Below are 20,829 nucleotides of genomic sequence, written 5' to 3'. Positions count from 1 at the left end.
ACTTGCCTTTAACGATTTTAGAGCACAGTATTACTTACTATTCTGCGTCTTCTGCTAAGAGTTTAGCTCGTGTTTCTTCATCCAAAAGTGGGTAGCCTAGGCGTTTGCGTTCTGCGACAAAGGTTTTGGCTACGACACGGGCCAAGTTACGGATACGAGCGATATAGCCTGCGCGCTCGGTTACAGATACGGCACCACGCGCATCAAGCAGATTAAAGGTGTGTGAACATTTGAGAACATAGTCATAGGCAGGGTGTACCAAGCCTTCTTCCAAGGCACGACCAGCTTCTTTTTCAAACTTATCAAAGTTTTCAAGCAACATTTCTTGGTCCGAAATTTCAAATGAATATTTTGAGTGCTCGTACTCAGGCTGGATGAAGATTTCTCCATATTTTACGCCATCGGCCCACTCAATATCATAGACAGAGCCCACTTCTTGAATGTAAGAAGCCAAACGTTCCAAACCATAGGTAACTTCCGCAGTCACAGGGCCAGTTGCCAATCCACCAACTTGTTGGAAATAAGTGAACTGAGTAATTTCCATCCCATCAAGCCAAACTTCCCATCCAAGACCAGCTGATCCAGTTGATGGATTTTCCCAGTTGTCCTCAACGAAACGAATATCGTGCTCCAAAGGATTGATACCCAATTTTTCCAAAGACTCAAGGTAAAGCTCTTGGATATTTGATGGAGAAGGCTTCATCACTACTTGGAATTGGTGATGTTGGTATAGACGGTTAGGGTTTTCCCCGTATCGACCGTCAGCAGGACGACGTGATGGCTCTACATAAGCTGCATTCCATGGCTCAGGTCCGATAGCACGAAGGAAAGTGTAAGGACTCATCGTCCCCGCACCTTTTTCATTGTCATAAGCCTGCATAAGCATACAACCTTGGTCATTCCAAAATTGTTGCAAAGTCAAAATAATTTCTTGAAATGTTAATTTCTTAGACATTGTTTACTCCTTTAATTTATATTATCTTTTTAGCTTTATTCATCAAGCAACCAAGAAAAAGCTGGGTCCTGAAAAATATGACGTTTGGGAACAGTTCGTAAATTCTGATCGCATTCGTCTATTGTACCTAATTTCAAAGCACAGACTTCTGGTATATTTTCTTGAGCAGTGAAAATTTGACTATGACAGTTCTGACAGTAATAGCGTTGTTTTCCTGGAGATGAACTATAGATAACCAACTGTTCTTTTCCATGCAATACTAGGTTTTTACTGCTAACTTTGGCATTCACTGTATAGGCAGACGCAGTTGCTTTCCGACAGAATGAGCAGTGGCAAAAAACTAATTCCGACAATTCCTCATCTAAAGTGTAGGTCACTGCTTTGCATAAACAAGATCCTTTAAGCATTATGCTCCTTTCTACTTAGGCATTAGACGAAATTCAAAAAGAACCGAATTTCAACCCCCAAGCCTTGCGACTAGGGGCGTCAGAAACGCGGTTCCACCCTAATTTATTACTTCATTGTTTTTAAAAATACGACAGAAAGCGCCAGTTTCTTACCTTATTCTACTTGGCTCCCACTACCCCAAGCTCGCTTGAAGAACGCCATAAGACTTTCTTTCCTAGCTAGTATTATAGCAGATTTTCTAGCTAGTGTAAACCAAAAATGAGTCTGAAAACAAAGTTCCAGACTCATTTATCAGTAAAGCTTCAGAAACTCCTGTTTAAGGGTGTCTTCTTGCTTTTGGTTTTTTGCCATGCAGATTTCTCTTGGCTTGTTTCAATGCTGTAATGGCATCTTTGACATCTTCTTGGCTCGCTCCTGAATCTTTAAGGAGTTCCTGTGCCTCTTTAAAAGTTAGAAGATAAGCTGCTTTTTCTTTCTTGTCAGCATAGATAAATCTCGCGTTCTTTTCTTGGAAAAGGCGTTCATCTTTGACCAGTTTCTTCAGACTAGAGAAGTCTGTTGCCTTGCCATTTAGTTTGCTTTTAGCCGTCGCTAGGGCAATGAGAGATTGGTCAATTTGATCCTGTTTGACTTTAGGATCTACAGCTAGTAAGGCAATTTCTTGGAAGGCACGATCATAAGCTCGACGTACTTTTTCCTTGGCATTCGCATATCGTCCAGTTTTAGTCGTTGCATAGTAAGCTTTCATAGCTTCTTTCAAGGCTGTAACGTTCGAATCTTTTCCATCCAAAGCCTTACCAGCAGCTTCAAGACTAGCGAGAACGCCATCAATCAATTCTTGCTTCAACTTGCTTGACAAGGCTGACTGCGCCACTTGGAAAGCTTGGTCATAAGCTTTTCTCTTATCTGCACTACTATTAAAGTAACGAGACGTTTCTACCAGTTCTTTTTGTTGATTTACCGCAATAATCAAGGCCAACTTAGACACAACAGATAGACGCAAAGCATTATTTCGACCTGGCTGAACGAGCAAGGAAACGAGATCTTCAAGGAGTTCGTATCCAGTTGGCAAGGTGACTTGTACAGTATAACGACCTGTAGCAACTTTCTTACCAAAGGCGTATTGACCATATTTTTCAACAGGAAGAGTGATCCTTGAACCATCTTCTCCTTTCAGAACCACTGTAGTCGTCTTTGGAACGGCTTGATTGAAGGAAACAGACACTGGTGCATATTCTAGGAGATTTGCTAGGAAGGTAATGGTTTGGAAACTATTTTCTTCCGTTAGGTCAAACTCTTGGGACAAGGCACTGATAAATTTCAATTCTGTTCGGTCATAACTGAAAATTTCTGCTGTATAATGACCAAACTGTAAGAAATGAATCGCTTTTGTCTTGTCAACATCAACATATTGCCCCTTGCTATTTTTGATTCGATAAACGTAGAGGGTATCAATATCTTGGTTTGTTTTTGCATCCTTCAAGTCAATTTTAACTCGACCACTATTTTGATCGCGGACAAGTTCAGCAAGCGAGATATAGTCTACATTTCCTGCATAGTCCTCAACAAGATAGTAAATATTAGCCTTGTCAACATCCTTAGGAAGTGTATAACTACCGTCAGCATTGGCCTTAATCAGATGGGTGTTCTCAAGCGCACGCGTTCCAGACTGGTCCTTTCCAGTTAGAACCATGGTCCCTTTTTGGTCAAATGGTGTGATATAGAAGACTTTTTCTGAAAGAATACCACCTTGACCCACATCTTTTGGTTTGCGAGCTACGAATTCTTGGTTTCCATCTTTAAAACGAATATAACCACTTGTGATGACAGGTTTTTGAGTATCAATTTGAATTTTGAAGGTTGTGTATTGTTCTTTGGCTCCTGGAACGTCTGGTGTATAACTGATAACATAGTCATATAAACCATCCGCTACGGTATTGCCATCAAAATCCTGACCTCTCCAAGCAGTATTATCTAGAATATAACTCTTCAGATTTCTACTGTCACCATCAAAATAATTTTTACGAAGATCCTTTGCATCGCCCTCCCAAATAGGATGTTCATGCTTAGTATCCGTAGCCGCATAAACTGTTGCCCGAAGATTTACCAGATTTCTCAAAGCAACCGTTTTGTATTCAACTAGGTCTTTGTTTCCGTCATCATTTGGAGAAATGGCAATACGGACATTCCCTTTTTCGTCCAACTGAAGAACATGCTTACCTTCAGCATTTTGTTCGATTCCAAGAACGGTAATTCGGCGTCCTTGGCGTTGACCTTTAGAAACTAGAAGATCATTTTGCAAGGTTGCGAGATAGGTGGCATCATTAGAGTAGTTAACGGCAGGATTTTCCTTGTCTACTTCCGTGTAAAATCCGTTTTTCCCTTCTCGAACAAGGTTGTAAATTGGTTTTTCGACAGCGGGGAGATTTTGGAATTCTCCTCGGAAGCCCATAAATGCAAGACTCACAACATCCCCATCATCTGCTGGATCTACAAATCGAACAAAACCTTCAAGGAAATAGCCATTTGGCATTTGTTTGCTGAGTTCAGCAGCAAATTTTTGAGCATCCACTTTAACAGTGACTGTTTGACTGCTGTGGGCTTTGACCGTCACTTCAGGCCAGACTGTCTCCGTTAGTTTTCGAGGTCGAAGGGTGAATTTCCCATCCTGGACTTCGTCTGTATTAGTATTCACTACCATCTTGAGAGTACGGTCAGTATCTGAAATATTGTGTACAGTGACCTTAAAAGTAAATTGATCTCCCACATTTCCTAAAGTCACACTTGGATAACCATTTTCACCCGTTACATAGAGGTCGGTTGAAACTGCAGCAGCTGTATCCACAATACCAGAACCTTGCTGACGAGGAGAGGTATAAGTGCCTGTATCCTTATTAACATGTGGTTTTGCAGTTGACATGATCAAGGCCTTGACAGTCTCTGATACTTGCTCAGGAGTCAATTCTGGATGGTGTTTTTGAAGGTATTCCTTAACCAGAACTGCAACACCCGTAACGTGAGGAGCCGCCATACTGGTTCCGCTGATACTACCATAGGTATTGTCATTAAAGGATGAGTAGATATTGCCGCCAGGAGCTGTTACGTCTGGTTTCAATTGTCCATCAGTAGTCACTCCCCAACTTGAAAAGTCAGATAGCTGATTGGCTACATCAGAAGGACGATTATCCATCTTACCATTAAAAACAATCTTGTAGTTTCCTGATTTTAAGGCTTCACCATACTGTTTAGAAATAAATACAGAAGGAATTTTCTTTGCTTCATCATCAATAGACATATTGATGTTTGCGCCTTCTACATTATTGTAGATCAAAGCACCAACTGCACCGTGTTTTCGTGCATTTTTGATCTTCTCTGAAAAATTCATGGCTCCACGCTGAATGAGGGCAAGTTTCCCAGTTAAATCCAACTTAGCAAAGTCTTCTTCACGACCTAACCCTGCTTCAACGTATTCATACTCTTTTCCTTTTTCAAAATCCTTATCTGCCTCAGGTTGATTATAATCAAATTTTCCGTTATGAAGGCCGGCATTTCCCTCTAGACCTTTGACTTCAAAAACCGCTGTCGTCAATGTTTTGTTGTTGACAGAAGCAACTGAAATCGAATCTTCAACAGTGGATGGATTTCCAACCAAGCCATAGTCTGGGTTTTCGGCTAGCGGTTTTGAATAACCATTTCCGAATGTATTGCTATTTCCTGCTGAGATAAGAACAGACACTCCCTTGGCACGAGCCCGTTTGATGGCATCCACAATATCAGAACCAGCATCGACCATAGAACCAGTGCTAGATCCCAAACTCATATTAATGGCATCTGCTCCCAAGGCAACTGCGTCATCAATCGCCTTTACATAAAGAGCAGAACTGGTCGTTTTTTGGCGGTCTGAAAAGACACGCATAAACATGACTTGAGCTTCTGGCGCCACACCATAGACCTTTTCACCATTTGGTGCTTCTTTATCAGGGTTTCCAGCAGCAATCCCTGTTACGTGCATTCCATGAGAAGTTCTTTCTGCTTCTTTGATCTTATCCGTTCCATCAAAGTAGTCATAGGCATAGACAACCTTATCGCTATACCATTTACCGTAGTCGATTCCAGCAGCCTTTTTAGCTGTTTCGACAGCTTCCTTGTTTTTAAATTTTGCTTTTGACGGGTCTGAAATTCGAAGAACCTCATGATTCAAATCAAGCCCAGAGTCAATAATGGCAACAACGGTCCCCGTCCCCTTGTAACCAGCCTTCCAAGTTTTTGGTACTGTGATGATATCATTGCTTGAAAGACTATTGGGTTTTGCATACTCAGCTTTTTCTTGTTCTTTTTCAGTAGTTGCTGTTTCTCCAGTAGTTTTAGGAGCTGTCGTTGCTTGAGCCTCTTTTTTCTCTATGGTAGAGACCTTCTCAGTGGCAGACGCGGTAGTCGTATCGACTGTTGTTTCTTTTTGGACGACACCTTTATTTCCTTCTTTTGCAACTGCGCTATCTTTCCCTGATTCTTGGGCTTCGGCAGTTTTATCAACTGGGGCTTCTACCCTAGCATCTTGTTTACTAGCATCCTCTTTAGAAGTTTCAGCTTCTTGTTTTTCTCCAACTACTGGTGCTATCACATTAGTGGTAGTTAGGTCAATCGAAGAGTTTGAGTGTTTATCGTCTTTTAGCTCTGTCTTGATTGCCTGAGTTTGTGCTTGATTTTCACCTGTACTCTGCTCATTGGCATTAACTTGACTTGCTCCAAAAACCAAAGCAGTTCCCAATAAAACTGAAGCAAGACCAAATTTGTATTTCCGTAATGAAAAACGTTGTCGTCTATCCATAAATAATCTCCTTTTTCTTTAAAGTATACCTATTATAACGCAAATAATCAAAAATTTTCACAAAAATCTGAATTGTCATAAAAATGTAATATTTGCGTATGTAATGTTCTTATTTAGTTTTATTGTTCGGGTTATTCGCTCTATCAAAGCAACATATTTTAGATTTATTCATTTATTTCAATTTATAAAACTATTTTATTATACAAATCATTTAGATTTTTTATACACAAAAAGACTAGGATTTAAAATTCCTAGTCTTTGTTATTTCGGTATAAATAGATTTCACAAACTAAAAATCCATCTCATCCACACGAGGTGCGCCTGAAGTCACTGAAATTGTCTTTAAGACTTCTCGCTCGTCTTTGCTGAGTTCAATTCCAAAACAGTCCAGATTGCTCTGGATGCGAGAGGCTGTCACTGACTTAGGTAGAGGTAAAAATCCTTCTGCCAAACTCCAAGCCAAGGCAATTTGAGCCACTGATTTCCCATGCTTAGCAGCAATTTCTTGGACTTCTTTCTGTTCAAACAGCTCTCCTTGCCCAAATGGTCCCCAAGCCTCTAAGAGAATTCCTTTCTCTCTACAGTAGTCAACCACTTCCTCTTGATAAACTCCTGGTGCCAAGCGAACCTGATTGACCGCCGGGATGATTCTTGCTGTCTCAAGCAAGGCGTCCAAATGATGAGGAAGGAAATTACTAACGCCGATAGCACGTATTTTGCCTTCTTGGTAAAGGTCCTCCATCGCTCTCCAGACTTCAGCATTGCGAGTTTTCCATTCGTCATTTTCTCTTAGTGGTTTTGGATTTGGCCAATGGATAAGGTACAAATCTAGATAATCCAATCCCAGTTTTTCCATTGATTCTTCAAATGCTTGGCGAGTTTCTTCATAGCTGTGATTGGTATTCCAGAGTTTGGTCGTTACAAAGATTTCTTGTCGTGGAAGACCGCTATCTCGAATAGCACGACCAACACTTTCCTCATTTTTATAGATAGCTGCAGTATCGATATGACGATAGCCGGCCTTTAAGGCTTCTAAAACGGCTTGGTAGGCCACCTCTCCATTTTCAGCTTTCCATGTTCCAAATCCTAGTACAGGAATGGAAACTTCATTATTAAGGGTGTAAGATTTCATCGTTTTTCCTTTCTATGTGAAGAAAATCTAAAGAAACAAAATTCTGATTATCAGAACACTTGCTCCTTTAGATTTTAACAATTATTGATCACGGTCGTAATAGATCTCGTGAGCCTTCAAGCGAGAATTGAGCAATTCAGGAACAGTTACAAATGTATAACCCTCACCCTTTAAATACTCAATGACACTTGGTAGAGAATTAACAGAAGGACCATGGATATCATGCATAAGAATGATAGAACCATTACGAACTTGGTGTTGAATTTCTGTCAAAATAGCAGCTTCATTCTTACTCTTCCAGTCCAAACTATCCACATCCCACATGATAAAACTCAAATCCAGACTATTACGAATATCATCAGTGATGGCACCATAAGGTGGGCGCATCAGTTTAGAGCTTGATCCTAAAACTTGAGTCAACAAATCTTCTGTATCAGTGATTTGCTTTTTAGCATCTTCGAGGGATAATTTAGAAAGGATAGGGTGATCCCAGCTATGATTTCCCACAACATGACCTTCCGATTTCATTCGTTTCAGAAGATCCTCATTTCCTGCTATGTTTTTTCCAAGTACAAAGAAGGTTGCCTTTACACCGTACTTAGCCAAGGTATCCAAGGCTTGTGGAGTTGTAGTCGGATTTGGACCATCATCAAAGGTCAAGGCTACAACCTTTTTATTTTTCTTGGCAAAGTAAGCTTGATAAAGCTCAGCATCCTTTTCTAATAGATAAGAGGACTCAATGACATCAAAGAGACTGGATATTGGTAAAGCAATTTCTTCAACAGTCTCTTCAGAATTAGCAGGATAAAGGATGATTTGACTATCTTTATAATCAAAGCTCCAAGATGATAAGTCCTGATCTGTGAAGTTTTTTACAACTTGATCAATTTTTGCCTGGTCAAGTTTCTTATCTTCTAGAGTTGATTTGATTTGAGTCAGTAAGAGTTCCTTAGCCTTGCTTGCATCTTTGAAAAGTCTACTAAGGTCAAAATCTTTCCCATCTTCAGTCAAGAAAATTTTCCCTAAGGAAGTCTTTTCTTTTTCTTCAACCTTTAATGCAGACAAATCATAGACTTGCTTGCTGATATTACGAGCAACAACTCCCTTTAAGACGGGGTCCAACTGCTCGGTATAATAAAAGACCAAATCCTCTTTATCTTCCAGCTTTTCTTTGATATCCTGGTTGATTTTTTCTCTAACAGACGCAATGACTTCCTCTCCTTGCAGAGGGTAGTAGGCAATCACCTCAGCTTGGCCTTTTCGGAAATGGTCCTTCTGACTACCAGAGTTGAATTGCTGGTCCTTTTCGCTCTTCAGCGCTTCAATTTTTTGTTCGTAAGATTGCTTTTGTAGTAGCCTATAACCAATAGCACCCCCCAATAGAATCATAGCAATTCCAAAGATTCCAACAAGGGAAAGCAATAACCTTCTCGTTTTATCGTGAGAAATACGTTTCGCTCTATTTTTTTTCATATTTCCATCATATCAAATCGAGGCTATTATTTCAATGATAAACAGGTAATCTAGCTCCATTTCAAAAAATAAAGAAAAAGCTTAGAGTTCTCTAAGCTTCTATTTTAAAAGCGAATCGCTTCACGTGTTTTTTCATATGAAGTCACAAAACGGTTTGTAACTCCTGGTTCTGCAACTTCCAAGGCTTGAGAAATCTTCTCAAATGATGCCCGGTAGTCAAACTCTTTCTCAAAAATTTCAAGTGCTTCGTTGAAAGCCTCTTGGATGCGTTCATCAAATGAACGGTAACGATTTGAGTATTGGAGAAGTTGCTCTGTCAAAGTTGCATACTGAACAATATCGTATGTTTCTGTCTCAAGTACTGCCATATCATTCGTTGCAATTTCAAGAATTCGCTTAACAGATTCAATATTAACCTGCGGTTGTTCTAACTCCGCCATCAAATCTTCTGTATTATGACTTGCAGTAAAGAAGAGTTTCAAGAAACTTTGAGGAATACCTGGCAAGTTTCTCTTCTCCATGTAACGTTTGATGGTGTGCAAACGATTCACATAGACATTTGCTTTTTGGCGAGCATTGAGGTCGTCTTTTTCAATTTGCGTAAGTCGTTCGCTCACAGAAATTTGCTCATCTTCAATATCTTTGAGATTGCTTTGAAGCATTTCCAACTGTTCTTCAAGAACAGAATAGGCTTGAGCAGATTCTCTTTGATCCTCTGTTACTTCTAAAATAGCGGTATCAAGTGCAGCTAATTCTTCTTGAAGTCGGCGAACATGATTTCCATCACTTTCTGGAAGAAGGTAAGTTTTATTCAGGCGTTCAAGATCCTGAACAAGCACCTGGTTATTTTCTTTCAAGTGGTTGAGATAGGTTGGAAGTGTTGAGAGGAGATTCTCAACGACTTTTTGAGCCTCAATTTCACGAGTGAAAATATCATAAAGTGCGTTGATTTCTTCTTGAATGCGATTATTTTCATACTCTGCATTGTCCAACTCCAACTGACGGATGTTTTCTTGATTATTCTTCAAAGATTCATGCAAAAGTTGGAAACGTGACTCAATATCTGTTTCAGTAAAGTGGTAGTTGGCATCCAACAGCTTGCGATAGCCTTCTTCCAAATCTGCTAATTGGTCTGGTAATTCCTTTGTCAAGGTTTCAACAAGAGCTGGAATCCGATCAACAATATGCGTTAGAGCAAGAATATGATTTTCAGTATCATCTAAGATTGCTGCAGCTTCAACTGGGTCACCTGATGAGTTAAGGGTAACGAATTGAGAGAATTCCGATTGGATATTTTCCAATTGTTTCTCAATCTCAGGAAGAGCTTTTCCATATTTCTCTGAGTCCTCTGCAACCGTATGTTGAAGGGTTTCAAACAAGTCCAAAGCATGTAGGACACGACCACTGTTCTTAGACTCTTGCTTTTCAAGTTCAGAAAGGGCATTGCGAATAGCTGCAATATCCTCTTCAATCAAACTAATCTGGCTTTCAATTTGATCAATCTTGTGAGCTGCTTTGAAAAAACGGAAAGAATTATTGTAGTTTTCAGCTTCAAAGAGGTGATTTTCGATATCTGCAAATGAGTTCAGAGATAAATCAACCCATTTTTGATTCCATTCACGAAAGGTTACCTGACTTTGACCAATCAAGTGCATATTTTTAACGGCTTCAACCTCATCATTTACAGGAAGATTGTAGAGTTCTTCTTTTCTTTCTTCAAGCGCCGTTAATCTGCTTACATTACGCTTACGTAGAAAAATGGCTGTTACATAAGCTAAAATCAAAATGATCGCAATCGCAACCATTAGATAAATTAGTTGTCCATTAGACATATCAAACTCCTTTTATACTAGAAACAATCGTAATGATTATATCATATTTTTTAAACCAAGGGAACTATTTCCCACATTTTTTAAACGTCAAGTGTACTGTAAACAGCGTTTTCTTCGATAAATTCGCGACGAGGCTCTACCCGATCGCCCATTAACATATCAAAGATTCTATCTGCTTCAGCAGCATCATCTACTGAAACACGTGCCATCAAGCGATGTTCTGGATCCATGGTTGTTTCCCACAATTGGTGGTCATCCATTTCTCCCAAACCTTTATAACGTTGGATGGTTGGTTTTGAACGCCCTTCACTATGACGTGCTAAGGCTTCTTGGAGTTTAATTTCTTGATCTGCACCTGGTTGAATGTATTCTTTGATCTCACTTCCAACTTTTACTCCGTAAATTGGTGGTTGGGCAATGTAGACATATCCAGCTTCTAGAATTGGTTTCATATAGCGGTAAATCAAAGTTAGCAAGAGGGTTCGAATGTGGGCACCATCGACATCGGCATCGGTCATCAAAACGAGTTTTTGGTAACGAGCCTTAGTAACATCAAATTCTGCGCCAAATCCTGTCCCCATGGCTGTGAAGAGACTCCGAATTTCTTCGTTAGCAAGAATTTTATCCATGCTAGCCTTTTCAACGTTCAAGATTTTACCACGAATTGGTAAGATAGCTTGGAACTCACGGTTACGACCAGATTTAGCTGATCCACCGGCCGAGTCTCCTTCGACGATGAAGAGTTCGGTTTCAGCAGGATTATTTGAAGAACAGTCTGCTAGTTTTCCTGGAAGATTGGAAATTTCCAAACCAGATTTCTTGCGAGTGACTTCACGCGCACGCTTGGCAGCCACACGAGCCTTGGCAGCCAAAATTCCTTTTTCCACGATACGCTTGGCAATCTGTGGATTTTCCATGAGAAAATCAGAGAAGGCATCGCTGAAGAGGCGATTGGTAATCTTAACTACTTCACTATTGCCCAGCTTTGTCTTGGTTTGCCCTTCAAACTGCGGATTTGGATGCTTGACAGAGATCACAGCAGTCAAACCTTCACGGACATCTTCCCCTGTTAGGTTGTCTTCATTGTCTTTTAGCAGCTTATTTTTGCGGGCATAATCATTGATAACACGCGTCAGTGCTGTACGGAAACCTTGCTCATGCGTTCCACCTTCATGGGTGTGAATATTATTGGCGAAACTCATGACGTTTTCGTGGTAACCAGTTGTGTACTGCATGGCTACTTCAACTGTGATATCATCCATCTCACCGTCTGTGTAGATTGGTGTATCAAAGATCACATCCTTGTTCTCGTTGATATATTCAACATAGCTAGCAATCCCGCCCTCATAGTGATAATGTTTAGTCTGTTCGAGACCTTCACGCTTATCTGTGATGGAGATTCGAAGACCTCGGTTCAAAAAGGCTAGTTCTTGAATACGTTTGTTTAATTTTTCAAAATCAAAGGTCGTTGTTTCTGTAAAAATCTCTGGATCCGGTGTGAAGTGAACTGTTGTTCCAGTTTTATCTGTATCTCCAACGACCTCAAGATCAGCAACAACATGACCACGACGGTATTCTTGGTAATGAATCTTACCGTTTTTATGGACATGAACATCTAGTTGAGTTGAAAGTGCGTTTACCACTGATGAACCTACACCGTGCAATCCACCTGAAACCTTGTATCCGCCACCGCCGAATTTCCCTCCAGCGTGAAGGACTGTAAAGACGGTCTCAACAGCGGGACGTCCTGTCTTTTCCTGAATATCAACAGGAATTCCACGCCCATCATCCACAACGGTGATGGAGTTATCTGGCTCTATAAAGACTTGGATGTGACTGGCAAATCCAGCTAGAGCTTCGTCAATTGAGTTATCAACGATTTCCCATACTAGATGGTGAAGGCCTTCTTTTGAAGTCGATCCAATATACATACCTGGACGCATACGAACAGCTTCAAGTCCCTCTAAAACTTGAATTTGACTGGCATCATAATCCTGTGCCTGTTGATTTTTGATTTCTTCTGTCATTTTTTCCCTTTTCTTACATGTCTATTGCTTGTCTCAATGTCGCAACGTTATTAAAAAGATAGGCATCTAAGCCAGCAGCTTTACCTGCTTCTATATCAATATTTCTGTCACCAATGACCAAACCAGATGTAATATGATATTTATCATGTAAATAAATCATGGACTCAGGATCTGGTTTCCGTTTAAAGCCAGAACTAGCAGTCACCACCTCGGTGAAGTAGTTGGCTATCTGGGTCTTGGCAAGAAGTTCTAGCACTTGGTCATTTCGATGAGAAACCAAGAAATGGCGACCACCCTTGTCCGAAATGTCTTTGAGTAATTCTGGAATTCCCTCAAACAAAACTGGATGTTCTAGCTCACGCGCTTCATTTTCTTTGTAGTTCTCTAAAAAATCCTCGATATCTGGTGCAAACTTCTCGATGGCAAAAGCTGTCGAAACCTTCAAGGCTTCGTAGACACGGTCGTGTTCTTGCTCTATTCCATATTGGGCTAAGGTTTCTACAAAGGCTGCAGTAGAAGTCTCATAATTATCCAATAGGGTACCACCTAAATCCCATATATAGTCGTGATATTTCATACCCTTGATTATACCATTTTTTTATGAAAAAAGCGATGATTTCCTAGATTTTTCCAAGTAAAAAACGAGAGCCGAACTCTCGTTTTACTGTTGATTTCCAAAGACATCTTGATAGAGCATGCCAACTCGTAAACTTTCAGCATCTCCTCCCAACTGCTCTAACAACTCATAGGCAAAGGCTAGGGCTGTTGACGGTCCTCGGCTGGTTGTTAGATTGCCATCCACAACTACCGTTTCCTTTCGGTAAATTCCATCACTGATGTTCTCTTGAACACCGTCATAACAGGTGAAGTGCTTGTCTTTCAGGATACCTGCTTGATGGAGGGCGATTGGAGCTGCACAGATGGCTGCAATTTTCTTTCCAGCTTGGTCAAAGGCTTTAATCTCAGAAATGAGTGCTGGATTATCCCGTAGGTGAGCTGAGCCTGGCATGCCACCTGGAAGAACTACCAAGTCATAGTCGGACAAATCACCATCAAAGATACGGTCGGCTTTTACCTGAATGCCATGTGATCCTATCACCTGCTCTTCAAATCCTACCATATCACAAGAAATGTTTGCTCGACGCAAGATATCAACTACTGTCAAGGCTTCAATTTCTTCAAAACCCTGGGCTAAAATAACTGCTACTTTTGCCATAGTGGCCTCCTTATTTGATTTGTTTTAGGACGACTTTCTTTCGTTTGAATGGAACTTTTCCACTTTTCTCCTCCGCTAGGTTGGTCTGGTAACTCATAGATAAGAGGAGACCGACACCGATGAGGTTACTAATAATTGCGGAGCCCCCTTGAGAAATGAAAGGCAGAGGAATCCCTGTCAAAGGAAGTAAGCCTGTCACGGCACCGATATTTTCAAAGATATGGAAGAGCAACATCATGATAAATCCAGTCGAAATGTAGGTGTAGAACTGGTTATTTGACCTGAGCGTAATCTTCAACATCCGGTAAATAAGAAGCAAGTACAGGGCAACCACAAAGACTGAACCAATGAAGCCAAAGTCTTCAGCAATTACGGTGAAAATCATATCACTTTCACGTACTGGAATGAGGAGATTGGACACATTGAAACCCTGTCCAAACAAGCCACCACTTCCAATCGCAATTTGCCCCTGCGCCTGTTGGTAAGTCGTTGTTTGCGCAAAGTCAAAGGGATTGAGCCAGGCCAAAATACGGTTGATCTGGTAGGTTGGCATCCCGATCTGATGCAAGAAGGCACGTCCATCCTTGCTTATAAAGATGGCCATGAAGCCTGCAACTGCAGTCACTCCTGTCGCAAAAACAGGAATGATAATCTTCCACGAAACACCTGAAAGGAGAACCATACCTGCAAAAATAGCTACAAAGACCAAGGCAGTCCCCAAGTCACTTTGTAGGGCTAGAAGGAGCAAGACTGGGATGGTAAAGGCAATCATCCAACCAATCAATAGGAAATCCAAGGGAATAGTCCGTCGCCATTCCTTGTGTTTTTGAGTGAATTGTACGATGACTCGAGCCAACATCAAGATATAGGAAATCTTCATGAACTCCGATGGCTGAAAGAGTGTCGTTCCACCAATTGATACCCAGTTTTTGGCACCTGTAGAAGCTACCAAACTAGGATTGTAGAAAACAAGAGGTAGGACCATCAAAGCTAGCCCTAGACCATAAAGATAGGGAGTCACCTTCCATAAAAACTCGGTATTAAAGAACATGACCACAAATCCAATGACAAGGCCCAAGGAAATCCAAGCGATTTGCTGGCCTAGTATTGGTAACACATTATTTGGATAGTCATGACTAACTGCTATATAAATGGCTACTACTCCAATCACCAGTAAACAAAACACTGGCAGGAGAAGGCTATAATCGACTCGAGAGTCGAAGGAACGTTTCATATTTTTTACCTTTTTTCTTTCATTCTATTGCGACAGGATTGGAGAAAATCAGCTACAGCAGGCTCTAGCTGTTCTCTAGAAAGAACCTGAACAGCCCTTTCTTTTGACAAGGCCTGAGCGATTTGTTTGCCATAACGCTTGCTGACAACACGACTGTCTAAGATTACAGCAACCGAACCTTGGTCAGATCGTCTAACAGTACGACCCAGGGCTTGTTTTAGCCGAATGATCGCCATCGGCAACTGATAATCATAGAAAGGATTTTTCCCTTCTTGACGCAGTTCTTGGTTTAATTTTTTGGTTAACGGTTCTTGGGGATTTTGGAAAGGCAATCTCGGAATCACTTGGATCACGCAAGGATGGGTTGAAAAATCAACCCCTTCCCAGAAACTACCTGTTCCAAGCAAGATCTGGCGTTCACCTTTTTCAAAACGTTTTTTCAGTTGGCTTGGTTCCCCATTTTTATACTGAGCTAGATGCGGTTGGTCGATCAGGTCCGAAACTGCCAGCAGCATTTCTTTTGAGGTAAACAAGACCAGTATAGGTTCTTGAAAGGCTTGTAACCTTCGGATAACAGAAGCCACTTCACTAGCATAGTCAAAAGGCGAAACTTCTGTCACAAGAGGAAAATCATCGACTAGAAAGACTTCTTGTTGCTCCTGCTTTGCTACATCAAGTCTAACAAGTGGAGCATCCGGAAATCCCAATAAATCTGCTAGGGAAACCCGATTGCTGATTTCAAGAGTAGCCGATACTCCTAGGAGCCTACAATCTTCTGGCAATAAGTCTGCTAGTATAAAGCGGCCTTTTTTACTTGAACAAATCAAGACATCCTTGCTCGATTTCTCTGCTGTAGCAAGCCAAAATTCACGGTCCGAGGTGAAAAAGTTTGCAATCTCTCTATACTCTGGGAGAGTCAACTCCGAAAAATGCTGGCGCAACTGTTCAAGAGAATCCAACCACTTTCCATTCTTCAGACCTGTCTGATAGTGCTCCATCAAGTAACGACATTCAAAGCCAATACTTTCAAGCAAGCGCTTCTGAATCAAATCTTCTTCTGACTCCAAGGACTTTTCAATTTGAGTTACAAGTTCCTCAAGGCGATAAGCCTGCTGGGCTAGATTTTCGAGAGCTAGCAGCATTTTTTGAGCTTCATCCAAAATTACCAAACGGTTGTCAACAAACTCTGGATTGTCTTCCAAACGAGTGACCAGATAGGCATGATTGGTCAGAAGAACACGACTGGTCTTGGCCTTTTCCTGCCCTCGTTTCCAAAAATCCTCTGTAGCAAATAAACTTTTCTTTGAAAGCTTGCCATCGTGGACTAGTTCTGGCAGAAAATGCTGGTAGCGATAAAGCTGCCCAATTTCGTCCAAGTCACCTGTCTCTGTCTCCGTTAGCCAGATAAGCAACTGTATTTTAAAGCGAGTAAATAGACGATTAGACTCCGGTCGATGGAGGACTTGGTGAAAGGCATCCAATTTCAAGTAATTTTGAGGCCCCTTGAGACTATGAATTTCCAGATGGAAGACCTCTTTTAAGTGCTGACCTTCTTCTTGCATGATTTGATTTTGAAGAATTTTGGTCGGAACACTCACTAGGATATCTGCTTGACTCTCCAAGTTCAAAGCTGGGAGGAGATAACCATAAGTCTTGCCCAGTCCCGTTTGGGCTTGGATAAAGGAAGTCTGGTATTCTTCCAATAATTGCTCAATCTTCTCCGCAAATTCCAGCTGTTGTGGACGCTCCTCCAGCCCCAATAAAGAAATATTTTTAGCAAAATCTTTGGATAACTTTCGTGGGACTAAGCCTTTGCTTTCCTTTTTGAGGAAAAGCCCATGAAGCTCCATCAAGTCTGGCGAAGATAAGAGAGATTGTTGCTGATAGACCTCCTCAATCACCAGATAACTTTCATAGAGAAGGTTGTCCGCAAGGTTTAATAGGCTTTCTAAAAGCCCTTTAGGTAGCTCAAAAAGTTTTTGACGCATGTAAAGCAAGAGTTCAGCTGTTGCCTGAGCATCTGACAGGGCAGTATGGGCATGTTCCAGCTCAATGCCCAACTCTTGACAAAGGATACCTAAGTTATACTTTTCAAACTGAGGATACAGAACTTGGGCAAGCTCAACTGTATCCACCCGCGGTGTGCGCAATTCATATCCTTCCAAAAAGAGGAATTCTGCAAGAAGATTAGCATCAAACTGTACATTGTGCGCAACAAAAATACCGTCCTTAACCAATTCAAAAATTTTTCCAGCCACCTGATAAAACTCTGGTGCCGCAGCCAAACGCTGATCGGTCAGACCCGTTAATTCTTTGATATGAGAATCCAAGGGTTCGTGGGGATTGACATCGGTCGCATACTGATCGATGATGTCACCATTCTCAATCACCACAATGCCTACTTGAATAATTTTTGCCTTGCTTCCAGTGCTGGTCGCCTCTAAATCAACGACCACATACCGATCATTTCTCGCATTCATCATTAAAAATTATATCAAAAAAAGCATGATTTGACACCCCTCAACTTTGATAACAATCTCGCTTTAATTGCGAGTTTGAGTAAAAATCAAGACCTTAAAAGTGAGAATTCCACGCAAGTTCAGCAGTTGGTCGCTAGTTCTGAGGTATTTGAAAACCTTATCAACAAAGCTACATCAACATAAAAAGACAACCAGAGTATTAGCTGCCTTTTTGAGATATTTTTTTCATTGCTTTCGGAAGTAGCTTGCTAATTTCTGTTGGCAAGACAAAATAGTTTTCTTGAGCTAGTTCTTGCGCGATAGCTGAATGAAGGTAAGTCGCTACTACCACTCTTTCATAGAGGCTGACTTGGTGAAACTGACCTGCAAAACCTGCAATCATACCAGCCAGAGTATCTCCCATCCCACCAGTTGCTTGATAGGGGCCTCCAACCTGTAACTGATAATATTCAGGCTGCCCGGCTTGCCAGATACGAGTCGCTGGACCTTTCTCAACTAAAATCGTTCCTTGAGGAAAAACTGAAAGAGCTCTAGCAGTCGTCTCTGTATTTTGATGGTCAAGAACTATACCAGACAGTCTTTCCCATTCCTTTTGGTGGGGAGTTAGGATGAGCTGACTGGAAGGAAATGGTAACTGGCCATTTGCTAGGATGCCCAAAGCACCGCCATCTGCAATCAAAATCTGGTCTCTTCTAAGGCTGTCAAAGACTCGTTTTACGAGTTCTTCTCCAAATGCATCCTCTCGTAAACCCGGACCTATCAAGATAACTTCTGCCTTTTCCAACTGCTCTTTTAACAATTGCTGGTCTTGAAGAGAAAATGCCATGGTCTCAGGTAAATGACTGTGCAGAGCCAGAATATTCTCCTTATCCGTGCCAACAGTCACCAACCCTGCCCCACTTTTGACAGCTGCAATGGCTGACATGATGATAGCTCCCCCATAGGGATAGGTCCCTCCCAGCAAGAGCAGGCGACCGTAATCTCCCTTATGGCTGTGACGACAACGTTCAATAATGACTTTTTCTAATAAAGCTTGATCAATCACTTTCATCGTTTTTTCCTCTCACTCCATTATACTACAAAAGGAGGGGCAAACCTCCTTTTATCTATTTTCCCTTAAATTCCGCAAAAGTCTGTAAGATTTTAGCAGCAACAGCTGGAGAAGGAGCTCCTTTTAACTCTAACGTTTCATCTGCATATGGAGTAAGACCAGCAAAATCTCCAATCTGGACAGAATAGAGCGACGTCTTAAACAGTTCAATATCGTTTTGGTCATTTCCAAAAGCGATGAAGTTCTCCCCACATAACTTTTCAACAGTTGTCGCCTTATGAGTATCCAAGGGATTAACATAAAGGCACTTTTCATGCGCATGATAAGACAGATGGGCTAGCCCCAGTCTTTCTAACTGACCAAGCAGATCATCAAGCAACTCCTCATGGTCACCCATATAAACGACTACCTTAATCGGAGTACCCAAGTCCTCAAGTTTCTGATGACGAGCCACCTTTAGGGGATCCACACTGGAAAAAAATGGAATCTTCTCTACAATCTGACCACTATAGTCAAAGCAATCATCTACAAAGAAAGGGAGATTATAAGTCTGGCAATAATCCACTAGCGACTGATAAACTCTAGCATCGAGATTCCTTTCGAGAACAGCCTTCCCTAGATGATAGGCTACGCCACCATTCAACCCTATGACCAAGCGCTGACTGAGTTCAGGGCCTAATAAACCCAAGCAATCCCGATAAGAGCGAGCTGAGGCAAACACAACCTCATGCCCATAATCTTCAGCCTTTAAAAGAACCTGCTTAATCTCTTCATCTATGGTCATGTAGTCAAAAGATAGCGTTCCATCCAGGTCAAATACGAATTTCATCTTCCTAGTCCTTGTTTAGTGTTCGAAGCGCTGCCTGATAGGTTTGCTCCATTAGCATGGTGATCGTCATAGGACCAACTCCACCCGGTACAGGTGTGATGTGACTAGCAAGTGGTGCAACAGCATCATAGTCAACATCTCCACAAAGCTTGCCATTTTCATCTCGGTTCATCCCAACGTCAATGACAACCGCGCCAGGTTTGACAAAGTCTGGAGTCACAAACTTAGCGCGACCGATTGCAACCACAAGAATATCCGCCTTTGCAGCCACCTTGGCAAGATGATGGGTACGTGAGTGGGTCAAGGTCACTGTTGCATTCTTAGCCAAAAGAAGCTGAGCCATTGGCTTTCCGACAATATTGGAACGACCGATAACAACCGCATTTTTACCTTCTAGATCAATCCCATACTCATGAAACATTTCCATAATTCCTGCAGGTGTCGAAGGAATCATAACTGGATGCCCAGACCATAAGCGTCCCATGTTTAGCGGATGGAAACCATCCACGTCTTTTTCGGGGTCAATGGCTAATAAAACTGCCTCTTCATCAATATGTTTTGGTAAAGGTAACTGGACCAAAATCCCATGCCAAGCTGGATCTTGATTGTATTTGGTAATCAAGTCTAACAATTCCGCTTGGGTAATGGTCTCTGGAACTCGCACTACTTCACTATGGAAGCCAGCAGCGAGAGCTGATCGTTCCTTGTTGCGAACGTAGACTTGGCTGGCTGGATTGTCCCCCACCAAAATCACCACCAATCCTGGAACTAGACCTGTTTCTTCTTTTAATTTGGCCGTCTTTTCAGTCAATTGTCCTTGTAACTTAGCCGCAAGAGCCTTCCCATCAATAATCTGTGCCATATCTCTTCTCTTTTCTATCAGATATCCTCTATTATAACAAAAAATACCTTGTCATTCTAACATTTCTTGACTAATGGACCTTATAGTCAAAAACTATAAGAAAAAGCTCATATCGAGCTTTTATGCCTATTTATACTGGGTAAATTTGTCATGCTTTCTTTTTGACTTTTGGAGCCGGTAAGACTTCATTCATATCCTTAATTAATCTCGTTAGAAATGACTTATCTTCAATGTCTTCTAGTAAAATCATCTCCTTAGCTCCTTCATAAGGACGTTCAAGCTTAGTCTGTCGCAGTTGATCCAAGACCAGCTTCACAGGCTTCAGTAACAAACGATTATCATAAATTCCCCCAATAATCTTCCCATGATAATAAAGGATATACTCTCCCATCATTGGACGATAACTCATCTCCTCTAGCTCTGATAGCTGTTCGAGAATAAAATCTAAATATTCTTTACTAGAAGCCATGATGCCTACTCCATTTCTTCTAAATATGAGGTA

The 20,829-nt window shown here is 41.3% G+C and carries 15 protein-coding genes; all 15 read right to left on the bottom strand.

Features of this window, described 5'->3' with window-relative positions; translation table 11 throughout:
- Positions 1 to 37: 37 nt before the first annotated feature.
- Positions 38 to 955, bottom strand: a complete 918-nt coding sequence (gene glyQ / locus MK396_RS03905; RefSeq protein ID WP_213988690.1) for a glycine--tRNA ligase subunit alpha — start codon at positions 953 to 955, stop codon at positions 38 to 40.
- Positions 956 to 990: 35 nt separating this feature from the next.
- Entirely contained in the window at positions 991 to 1,362 is a 372-nt protein-coding gene (locus MK396_RS03900; RefSeq protein ID WP_268723720.1) for a GFA family protein, read from the bottom strand.
- A gap of 317 nt (positions 1,363 to 1,679) precedes the next feature.
- On the bottom strand, positions 1,680 to 6,191 hold the full coding sequence (locus tag MK396_RS03895) for a S8 family serine peptidase (RefSeq protein WP_268723719.1): 4,512 nt from the start codon (positions 6,189 to 6,191) through the stop codon (positions 1,680 to 1,682).
- A 289-nt stretch (positions 6,192 to 6,480) separates the two neighbouring features.
- Positions 6,481 to 7,323, bottom strand: a complete 843-nt coding sequence (locus tag MK396_RS03890) for an aldo/keto reductase (protein ID WP_125840673.1) — start codon at positions 7,321 to 7,323, stop codon at positions 6,481 to 6,483.
- Between the two features lie 81 nt (positions 7,324 to 7,404).
- Positions 7,405 to 8,796 (bottom strand): peptidoglycan-N-acetylglucosamine deacetylase PgdA, encoded by a 1,392-nt coding sequence (gene pgdA / locus MK396_RS03885; protein ID WP_268723718.1) that lies wholly within the window; start codon positions 8,794 to 8,796, stop codon positions 7,405 to 7,407.
- A gap of 104 nt (positions 8,797 to 8,900) precedes the next feature.
- Positions 8,901 to 10,628, bottom strand: coding sequence for a septation ring formation regulator EzrA (ezrA, locus tag MK396_RS03880; RefSeq protein WP_268723717.1), 1,728 nt, complete (start codon positions 10,626 to 10,628; stop codon positions 8,901 to 8,903).
- 80 nt (positions 10,629 to 10,708) lie between these two features.
- Positions 10,709 to 12,655 carry a DNA topoisomerase (ATP-hydrolyzing) subunit B gene (gyrB, locus tag MK396_RS03875; RefSeq protein ID WP_084868483.1) on the bottom strand — a complete coding sequence of 649 codons (1,947 nt, stop codon included), beginning with the start codon at positions 12,653 to 12,655 and terminating at the stop codon, positions 10,709 to 10,711.
- Between the two features lie 13 nt (positions 12,656 to 12,668).
- A complete protein-coding gene (locus MK396_RS03870; protein ID WP_268723716.1) occupies positions 12,669 to 13,232 on the bottom strand; it encodes an HAD-IA family hydrolase in 564 nt (187 codons plus the stop codon).
- A gap of 84 nt (positions 13,233 to 13,316) precedes the next feature.
- Complete coding sequence (locus tag MK396_RS03865; protein ID WP_268723715.1) at positions 13,317 to 13,871, bottom strand: DJ-1 family glyoxalase III; 555 nt, start codon at positions 13,869 to 13,871, stop codon at positions 13,317 to 13,319.
- A gap of 10 nt (positions 13,872 to 13,881) precedes the next feature.
- Positions 13,882 to 15,105, bottom strand: coding sequence for an FtsW/RodA/SpoVE family cell cycle protein (locus tag MK396_RS03860; protein WP_268723714.1), 1,224 nt, complete (start codon positions 15,103 to 15,105; stop codon positions 13,882 to 13,884).
- Between the two features lie 5 nt (positions 15,106 to 15,110).
- Positions 15,111 to 17,585 carry a bifunctional DnaQ family exonuclease/ATP-dependent helicase gene (locus tag MK396_RS03855; protein WP_419150871.1) on the bottom strand — a complete coding sequence of 825 codons (2,475 nt, stop codon included), beginning with the start codon at positions 17,583 to 17,585 and terminating at the stop codon, positions 15,111 to 15,113.
- A 199-nt stretch (positions 17,586 to 17,784) separates the two neighbouring features.
- The gene (locus tag MK396_RS03850; RefSeq protein WP_268723712.1) at positions 17,785 to 18,636 is read right to left on the bottom strand and encodes an NAD(P)H-hydrate dehydratase; all 852 of its coding nucleotides are present in this window, start codon (positions 18,634 to 18,636) and stop codon (positions 17,785 to 17,787) included.
- A 55-nt stretch (positions 18,637 to 18,691) separates the two neighbouring features.
- Entirely contained in the window at positions 18,692 to 19,465 is a 774-nt protein-coding gene (locus tag MK396_RS03845; protein WP_268723711.1) for an HAD hydrolase family protein, read from the bottom strand.
- A 4-nt stretch (positions 19,466 to 19,469) separates the two neighbouring features.
- Positions 19,470 to 20,327 carry a bifunctional methylenetetrahydrofolate dehydrogenase/methenyltetrahydrofolate cyclohydrolase gene (locus MK396_RS03840; RefSeq protein ID WP_268723710.1) on the bottom strand — a complete coding sequence of 286 codons (858 nt, stop codon included), beginning with the start codon at positions 20,325 to 20,327 and terminating at the stop codon, positions 19,470 to 19,472.
- 148 nt (positions 20,328 to 20,475) lie between these two features.
- On the bottom strand, positions 20,476 to 20,796 hold the full coding sequence (locus tag MK396_RS03835; RefSeq protein ID WP_268723709.1) for a TfoX/Sxy family protein: 321 nt from the start codon (positions 20,794 to 20,796) through the stop codon (positions 20,476 to 20,478).
- Positions 20,797 to 20,829: the final 33 nt, after the last annotated feature.

This window comes from Streptococcus oralis (assembly GCF_026782235.1).
In the GTDB taxonomy this organism is placed as follows: Bacteria; Bacillota; Bacilli; order Lactobacillales; family Streptococcaceae; genus Streptococcus; species Streptococcus oralis_CC.
The sequence above is the reverse complement of the archived record's forward strand: the minus strand, read 5'-3'. Positions and strand labels throughout refer to the sequence as shown.

Coding starts and splice junctions, on each gene's coding strand:
- MK396_RS03855 (WP_419150871.1), bottom strand. CDS start 17,585: ATGAATGCGAGAAATGATCGGTATGTGGTCGTTGATTTAGAGGCGACC.
- MK396_RS03845 (WP_268723711.1), bottom strand. CDS start 19,465: ATGAAATTCGTATTTGACCTGGATGGAACGCTATCTTTTGACTACATG.
- MK396_RS03870 (WP_268723716.1), bottom strand. CDS start 13,232: ATGAAATATCACGACTATATATGGGATTTAGGTGGTACCCTATTGGAT.
- pgdA (WP_268723718.1), bottom strand. CDS start 8,796: ATGAAAAAAAATAGAGCGAAACGTATTTCTCACGATAAAACGAGAAGG.
- glyQ (WP_213988690.1), bottom strand. CDS start 955: ATGTCTAAGAAATTAACATTTCAAGAAATTATTTTGACTTTGCAACAA.
- MK396_RS03865 (WP_268723715.1), bottom strand. CDS start 13,871: ATGGCAAAAGTAGCAGTTATTTTAGCCCAGGGTTTTGAAGAAATTGAA.
- gyrB (WP_084868483.1), bottom strand. CDS start 12,655: ATGACAGAAGAAATCAAAAATCAACAGGCACAGGATTATGATGCCAGT.
- MK396_RS03840 (WP_268723710.1), bottom strand. CDS start 20,327: ATGGCACAGATTATTGATGGGAAGGCTCTTGCGGCTAAGTTACAAGGA.
- MK396_RS03895 (WP_268723719.1), bottom strand. CDS start 6,191: ATGGATAGACGACAACGTTTTTCATTACGGAAATACAAATTTGGTCTT.
- MK396_RS03850 (WP_268723712.1), bottom strand. CDS start 18,636: ATGAAAGTGATTGATCAAGCTTTATTAGAAAAAGTCATTATTGAACGT.
- MK396_RS03890 (WP_125840673.1), bottom strand. CDS start 7,323: ATGAAATCTTACACCCTTAATAATGAAGTTTCCATTCCTGTACTAGGA.
- MK396_RS03860 (WP_268723714.1), bottom strand. CDS start 15,105: ATGAAACGTTCCTTCGACTCTCGAGTCGATTATAGCCTTCTCCTGCCA.
- MK396_RS03835 (WP_268723709.1), bottom strand. CDS start 20,796: ATGGCTTCTAGTAAAGAATATTTAGATTTTATTCTCGAACAGCTATCA.
- MK396_RS03900 (WP_268723720.1), bottom strand. CDS start 1,362: ATGCTTAAAGGATCTTGTTTATGCAAAGCAGTGACCTACACTTTAGAT.
- ezrA (WP_268723717.1), bottom strand. CDS start 10,628: ATGTCTAATGGACAACTAATTTATCTAATGGTTGCGATTGCGATCATT.